The 6,817-nt window shown below is 65.4% G+C and carries 8 protein-coding genes; all 8 read right to left on the reverse strand.

Annotation, left to right across the window (positions count from 1 at the left end; all coding sequences use genetic code 11):
* Positions 1–178 precede the first annotated feature (178 nt).
* On the reverse strand, positions 179–919 hold the full coding sequence (gene rnhC, locus VNN55_08865) for a ribonuclease HIII (protein ID HWO57661.1): 741 nt from the start codon (positions 917–919) through the stop codon (positions 179–181).
* Positions 861–1,568 (reverse strand): hypothetical protein, encoded by a 708-nt coding sequence (locus VNN55_08870; protein ID HWO57662.1) that lies wholly within the window; start codon positions 1,566–1,568, stop codon positions 861–863. The genes rnhC and VNN55_08870 overlap by 59 nt, the downstream gene beginning before the upstream one ends.
* Before the next feature lie 470 nt (positions 1,569–2,038).
* Entirely contained in the window at positions 2,039–2,908 is an 870-nt protein-coding gene (locus VNN55_08875; GenBank protein HWO57663.1) for an NAD(+)/NADH kinase, read from the reverse strand.
* 10 nt (positions 2,909–2,918) lie between these two features.
* A complete protein-coding gene (locus VNN55_08880) occupies positions 2,919–3,827 on the reverse strand; it encodes a farnesyl diphosphate synthase (protein HWO57664.1) in 909 nt (302 codons plus the stop codon).
* The gene (gene xseB / locus VNN55_08885; protein HWO57665.1) at positions 3,824–4,051 is read right to left on the reverse strand and encodes an exodeoxyribonuclease VII small subunit; all 228 of its coding nucleotides are present in this window, start codon (positions 4,049–4,051) and stop codon (positions 3,824–3,826) included. The genes VNN55_08880 and xseB overlap by 4 nt, the downstream gene beginning before the upstream one ends.
* Positions 4,052–4,162: 111 nt before the next feature.
* On the reverse strand, positions 4,163–5,353 hold the full coding sequence (gene xseA, locus VNN55_08890) for an exodeoxyribonuclease VII large subunit (GenBank protein HWO57666.1): 1,191 nt from the start codon (positions 5,351–5,353) through the stop codon (positions 4,163–4,165).
* Positions 5,354–5,434: 81 nt separating this feature from the next.
* Positions 5,435–6,316: a bifunctional 5,10-methylenetetrahydrofolate dehydrogenase/5,10-methenyltetrahydrofolate cyclohydrolase gene (locus tag VNN55_08895; protein ID HWO57667.1), complete on the reverse strand. Its 882-nt coding sequence runs from the start codon at positions 6,314–6,316 to the stop codon at positions 5,435–5,437.
* Positions 6,317–6,511: 195 nt separating this feature from the next.
* Positions 6,512–6,817 (reverse strand): YmdB family metallophosphoesterase (locus VNN55_08900; GenBank protein ID HWO57668.1); only part of this gene is annotated, 306 nt, incomplete at its 5' end.

A 6,817-nucleotide genomic window follows, 5' to 3' on the forward strand; every position in this document is an offset into this window, starting at 1 on the left:
TGCAAGAACCTGCAATGCCAATCCGCCGTACGCACATTCGGCGTAGACACCGCTTTCGAGCCGCGCCAGTGATCGCGCAGAGGACCGAGGGGCGGAAAGCCGCTTGCACCGTCGATGAAGATGACGAGCACCCGCGCGCGGCGCTTGAGGGCCGTGCGCCGGTGACGGGCGCAAGCCGTCACCCGCGCGGGATCTTGTAGAAATTCTTGAAATGGGTTTTCACCAGACGGGCGAGAACTTCGAGGCCGTGCGATTTGGCAATCTGCGCAGCGGCGACATCGACCGGGGCGCCGGCGCCTTTGGGCAGCGTGACGCCGTACTCCCGGCCGAGAGCCTGCAGGCGACGCAGAAACTCGGCACGGGCCAGCACCGAGGCGGCGGCCACCGCAATGTCGGCTTCGCCGCGCGGCATCTGCACCAAACGCACCTGCCGTCCCTTCTCGAACAAGGCGCGCTCAATGAGCGACTCATCGCCAAACTGGTCGGCGATGACGATGTCGACCGCGACTTGCTCGAGCAGGTTTTCGATCGCGCGCGCATGCCCCCAGGCCAGCATGCGGTTCAGGTTGCGGAATTTGCCGTAGAGTTCGTTGTATTTCTCAGGTCCGATGGCCACCACGCTGTGCGGGATGCCGGCCTCGCGGATCTGCGCCGCCAGCCTGGCGGCGCGTCCATCGGAGAGCTTTTTCGAATCGGTGATGCCCCAGTCGGCGAGGAGAACGCCCTGGGCGAAGTCGCAGGCAACCGCGGCGATGACCAGCGGTCCGAAGAAGTCGCCCTTGCCCGACTCATCGGTGCCGGCGCGCCGTCCCGCCGGCGCCGGCCCGGGCGCCAGGGAGAGTTGCTCGGCGTCGGTCCGTTTATTGACCGGGCGCGGCAGAACCGGTCCCCCCGGTGGTGTCGGCGGGCGGATCGAAATCCACCGACATGATGATCGCCTTGGCTTCCTCGTTGACGGTGCGGTAGATCTCGCGCTCGCAGGTGAAGTGCAGCAGATACACCAGATCCCCGCGCTTGGCCAGATACAGATCGCCCAGCAGGGCGTCCTCTTTCAGTTTGTACTCGTCCTTCGCCCGGTTGTAGAGCTGGACCTCGTAGTCCTGGCGAAAGTGCATCGCCAACGCTTTCTGGCCGTCGATGGTGATCGGCCCCTGCTCGACAAACTGGCCTTTGATCAGAATCGGAAAGGCCTTGGCCAGATCCTTGCGCGTGGCGCGCTTGCTTTTGCGGTCGGCCAGTTCGGCGGCGTAGGCCTCCAGCGGCATCGCGGAGGTGTCGACGTAGACGCCGATGATCGGCATGGTGAACTTCTCTTCATTGTCGAGATAGTCGGTGGGGACATTGACGCTTTTCTGCGTGAGGACAAATCGCGTCCCGCGCGGCTTGCCGGCTTCCTCGTCGTCGATCTTGCCGAACTTCCAATTGTCATACTTTTCCATCGTGAAGCCATAGAGCGCATCGCGGTAGAAGTTCCCCGCGGCGGTGCCGGTGGGACGATTCTCCCCCGCCGCCGCCACGGACACCAACAGCGCTATCGATAGCATCGCCCCAAGGCGCGGTCCTGACATGCGATCCTCCTCTCCGGCAGTGGTACACGATAACCGAAGCGGGCGCGCTTGCCAAGTCTGAGAGTGAGGCGGGATGACACGATCGCGAGGGCAAAAAATCAGGGCCGGGGGGTGATGGAGTTGGGATCGGCCACGCTCGGGAGGGTCAGTAGCGAGCGCAGGACATCATCCCCGGCCCATATCGTTACAGCATGCAAGCCCGTCCTTTGTTCCCGAACGAGATTGCCGCTTGTCAGTCTCTGTCTACATTTATTGATCCATTGGCATAAACAACGCTGCGTCGATTCTGTTTCCTGCCGCCGTGGGACGATCGGCCCCGATTGGCGACACTGGCAGAGAGAGCAAACGGCGTACCGCGTCCTCCCTCACGTATTAGTTACGATGAAATACCGAACTCGTTAGCAGATAATGCGTTGAAAATTTGGTCTTCGCGGAAGGATGCAGCGGTTTGCAGAGCTTCGGCAACCGAGCTATGGCCGCGACTCGCCCGGACCCAGACCCCAGTGGAGTTTTTCGCGCAGAACCCGCAAAAACGAGCGCCCAGGGAAGTTGATGAGACGGGCCGGGAAGGGGGCACGGGCAATTTCGACGGTCGCTCCCGTCGCCAGTTTGCGTGTCCACTGCCCGTCGACTGTCAGCATCGCCTCGCCGGCGACCGCGCGGACCGTGACGCTGAGTCGATCATCGGCGCCGAAGACCATGGGACGCTGGGCCAGCGTATGCGGCGAAATCGGCGCCATCAGGAAGCCCTGCATCGTCGGCAACAGAATCGGCCCGCCCACCGAGAGGGCATAGGCGGTCGATCCGGTCGGGGTGGCGACAATCAGACCATCGCCGGCGATCTCGCTTAGGAAGTCGCCGTTGAGGTGCACGTGGAGGTGGATGATCCGGGCGATGCCGCCCTTGTCGATCACGATGTCATTGAGGGCCGCCCAGTGATGCTTGCCGCCCTCCGGCTCGCGCACCTCGAGCATGAACCGCTCCTCGATGATATACTGCCCGGCGGCCACCCGGTCGAGGGCCTGCTCCGCTTCCTCAGGCGAGGCCACCGTGAGGAAGCCCAGCGTGCCCAAATTGATGCCGAGGACCGGTGTGCCGGCCTCGCAGACTGCCCGCGCTGCGGTGAGAATCGTGCCATCGCCGCCCAGCGAAAGCAGCAGGTCTATCTTGCCGGTGAATCGTCCTTCGGGGATCGATTGGAAGTCGGGCGTACGGGCCGCCTGGACGCGTTCGCAGGCCGTGATCGGCCAGCCCCGGGCGTCCGCCCAACGTTCCACCCGCCGCAGAACCTCCTCGGCGTTGGGACGCAGGGTATTGACGATCAGGCCGAGTCGTTTCATCCCATCTTCCTTATCGGTCGCGGGCGATGATGAAATCGGCGACGGCGGCCAAAAGCGCCGGATCGCCGTGGAATCCGGACAACGCGGCTTTGGCCTCCTCGACCAGCGCGGCGGCGCGTCGGCGCGAGGCCTCCAAGCCAATGGCGGCCGGGTAGGTCACTTTCTGGTGCTTCAAGTCGGAGCCGGTCGGCTTGCCCAGTTTCTCTGCCGGCTCGGTCAACTCGAGGATGTCGTCGATGATCTGGAAGGCCAGCCCCAGCGCATCGCCAAAGCGCCTCAGAGGCGCCAGGTCAGGATGCTCCAGCGCGCGGCCGGTCATGACGCCGCCGGCCAACAGACTGGCGGTGATCAGCCGACCCGTCTTGCGCTGGTGGATCGCGCGCACCAGTTCCTCGGTGGGAGTCTTCCCTTCCGCCTCGAGATCGGCCATCTGGCCATCGGCCATCCCTTCCGGGCCGACCGCGTGAGCCAAGAGCCGGATGATCTCCGCTCCCCCTTCACGGCCCAGGATTTCGAACGCCAGCGCCTGCAAGGCATCACCGGCCAGGACCGCGGTGGCCTCATCGAACGCAACGTGGACGGTCGGACGGCCGCGGCGTTGGTCATCGTCGTCCATGCAGGGCAGATCGTCGTGGATGAGCGAGTAGGTGTGCAGCATCTCGATGGCGGCCGCCACCGGATAGATGGCGGGCCGATCGCCGCCCAGCGACCGGTGGCCGGCCAGGCAGAGGATCGGGCGGAGCCGCTTGGCGGGCGCCAGCACCGCGTGACGCATGGCATCAAACAACCGCGGCGACGCGCCCGGCGGACAGGTCAGGATACGCGCCAGCTCGGCTTCAAGATGCTGCTGCTCGGCGCGCCAGAAGGTCAGCAGCGCGGTCGCGGGGCCCACATGCGCCTCAGAGGATGAGCCGCTCATGCGCCTCCGGCATCGGCGTCGTCGCGGGCGCTCAGCTTCTCGATCTTCTCCCGGGCCGCGCCGAGTTTCTCGTTGCAAAACTTCACCAGCGTCATCCCCTCGGTGTAGAGCTCCAGCGACTCCTCCAAGGCGACATCGCCGCTTTCAAGACGGGCGACGATCTCCTCCAGACGTTCGAAGGCCTGCTCGAATTTCTCCGGCGGGGCGGATTTCGGCTTGTTCATGGAGACATGGTAGCAGATTGGCGCGGGCCGAGACAATGGCATTCACGCGCGCCGCGCGCGCGGGCAGCAAGGGGCTGACAGAGCGCTGTCGTGCGATGCAACGGGATCGTGCTATTCGGCAATCGACCGGATGGTCCCGCCGGCGAGGGTGGTGACGAGACGATCACCGGCGCGGACTGTCGCCGGGTCGCGCAGGGCCGCCGGGTCGCCCTCGCGGCGGGTGATCGAATACCCGCGCTGCAGAACCTGTTCGGGCGAGAGCGCCTGCAGACGTCCCTGCAAGCTCGCCACCCGCTGCGTGTGGTGGCGCATTTCCTGCTCGAGGGTTCGCATCAGACGCAGCGCGGTCTCATCGACACGCTGCGACCACTGCAGGAACAGATCGGCGGGGCGGCGCAGCGCATGCGACATGGTGAGCCGCTCGAGACGCTGGGCGCGTGTCTGCAACAGTCGGTCGATGGCGCGTTCCAACCGCCGGCTGAGTGTCGGCATCTGCTCGCGCGCCCGCACCCAACCCTCGGTCACCATCTGCGCCGCCATGGTCGGGGTGGCGGCGCGCAGGTCGGCGACAAAGTCGGCAATGGTGAAGTCCACCTCGTGGCCGACCGCCGAGATCACCGGCAGGCGCGACGCATGGATGGCGCGCGCCACCATCTCCTCGTTGAACGGCCAGAGGTCCTCCAGCGAGCCGCCGCCGCGTCCGACGATCAGCACATCGATGTCCGCGCGGGCATTGAGCGCTTCGATGCCGGCCACGATGTCTTCCCGGGCTCCTTCGCCCTGCACCTTGGCGGGGTGCAGGACGACTTCAAGCGCGGGAAAGCGGGCGGCAACGGTGCGGCGGATGTCCTGGATGACCGCGCCGGTCGGCGATGTGACCACACCCACCCGCAGCGGATAGGCCGGGATGGGCCGTTTGCGCGCCTCGTCGAAGAGTCCCTCGCGGAGGAGTTTCTCCTTCAGTTTCTGGAAAGCGACTTCCAGCGGGCCGATCCCAATGGCGGTGATCTGGGTGATGACCAACTGATAGCCGCCACGCGGGGCATAGACACTCACATGGCCATAGGCGCGCACCCGCAACCCGGCGTCGGGCTTGAAGTCGAGCCGCACGGTGTTCTTCCAGATGACGCAATCGAGGACCGCGTTTTCGTCTTTGATTGTCAGGTACCGGTGACCGGAGGCGGCCAGCGTGGACTTGGAGATTTCCCCTTCGACCCAGACTTCCCCGACGGTGTCGGCGAGAATCTGTTTGATTAACGCGGTCAGTTCGGTGACGGAGTAGACCCGATCGGTCTGTGTCACCAGAGGGAGAAAGCCGCTGGAGGAGGAGTTGAGCATGGTTGGATGCCGAAAGGTCGCGCCGGGGCCGGATGCGCCCCCGTTCTACTTTGTCTGCAACTCGGCCGCCAGGACGGTGTTCTGCATCAGCATCGCCACGGTCATCGGGCCGACGCCGCCGGGGACCGGAGTGATCGCGCCGGCGACCTCCGCCACCGAGGGATAATGCGCATCGCCCACCAGGCGGTATCCTTTTTTCGCCGACGGGTCCTCCACGCGGTTGATGCCGACATCGATCACCGTCGCGCCGGGTTTGACCATGTCGCCTCGGACCATCTCGGGTTGGCCCATGGCCAAGATCAGGATGTCGGCGCGGCGGGTGTGCGCGGCCAGATCGCGGGTGCGGCTGTGGCAGAGCGTCACGGTCCCGTCGCCGCCCTTGCCCTTGCGTGAGAGCAGAATCGACAACGGTCGTCCGACGATGTTGCCCCGACCCAGCACCACGACTTCGGCTCCGGCAATCGGAACGTTTGAGCGGGTGAGCAATTCGAGAATGCCCGCGGGTGTGCAGGGCAAAAGCGCGCCGCCGCCCAGCGTCATCACGCCCACGTTGTACGGATGAAATCCATCGATGTCCTTGCGCGGATCGATCAAGTCGACCAGCGCCGCCTCATCGAGTCCCCGGGGGAGCGGCGACTGGATGATGTAACCGTGGAGGTCGGCGCGGGCGTTGAGTTCGCGCACCAGCGCCGCCAGTTCCGCCTGCGAAGTGGTCGCCGGGCGCGCGATGATTTCGGAGCCCATGCCCAGTTCCTCGGCGGCCTTCTTTTTCGAGCTGACGTATACGGCCGAGGCGGGATCATCGCCGACCAGCACTGCGGCCAGACGCGGGGTGATGCCGCGCGCTTTCAGGGCGTTGATGCGGGGAATCAGATCGGCGCGGATGTCGGCGGCGATCGCCTTTCCGTCAATGATGCGGGCGCTCATGCGCGGAATAAATCGCCCCGTCGGAGCGAAGGCCAGCGGGAATCGCGCGCGTGTAAGCGCACGCCGGGCCGGGTCGCAAGAGTTGCAGGCGCGGCAGACCTCAAGGGAGGGCGATCCGCCGCGGCGGATCGCCCTCCCTATTACTTCACATGCCGTGGGTCGGAAGAAGATAAAGGGCAGGTTGCGAACCTGCCCTCACACGTCGTTGGGAGAGACTGGGCGCGGCTCGGTCTCGCCCACCTGGCGTTCGGGCAGACCGAAGTACTCGCGCACGGTCTGTGCGCCGTCGTAGGCGCACTGGAAGCGTTCGATTGACAGCGCGCGTCCGGAGCGTTCGTCGACGTCGACCACGCAGCCGCACATGCGCACATCCCCCTCGGCCATCTCGAACTTGTGCGGCATGCCGGTCATGAAACGGGCGATGGCGATCTCGGGCTTGGCCCAGAGGACCGAATCGTGCGGGCCGGTCATGCCGGCGTCGGTGAGGTAAGCAGTCCCCTG

It is taken from the genome of bacterium (assembly GCA_035559435.1).
Taxonomy (GTDB): Bacteria; Zixibacteria; MSB-5A5; order WJJR01; family WJJR01; genus JACQFV01.

Coding starts and splice junctions, on each gene's coding strand:
- VNN55_08895 (HWO57667.1), bottom strand. CDS start 6,316: ATGAGCGCCCGCATCATTGACGGAAAGGCGATCGCCGCCGACATCCGC.
- VNN55_08875 (HWO57663.1), bottom strand. CDS start 2,908: ATGAAACGACTCGGCCTGATCGTCAATACCCTGCGTCCCAACGCCGAG.
- VNN55_08870 (HWO57662.1), bottom strand. CDS start 1,568: ATGTCAGGACCGCGCCTTGGGGCGATGCTATCGATAGCGCTGTTGGTG.
- xseB (HWO57665.1), bottom strand. CDS start 4,051: ATGAACAAGCCGAAATCCGCCCCGCCGGAGAAATTCGAGCAGGCCTTC.
- VNN55_08880 (HWO57664.1), bottom strand. CDS start 3,827: ATGAGCGGCTCATCCTCTGAGGCGCATGTGGGCCCCGCGACCGCGCTG.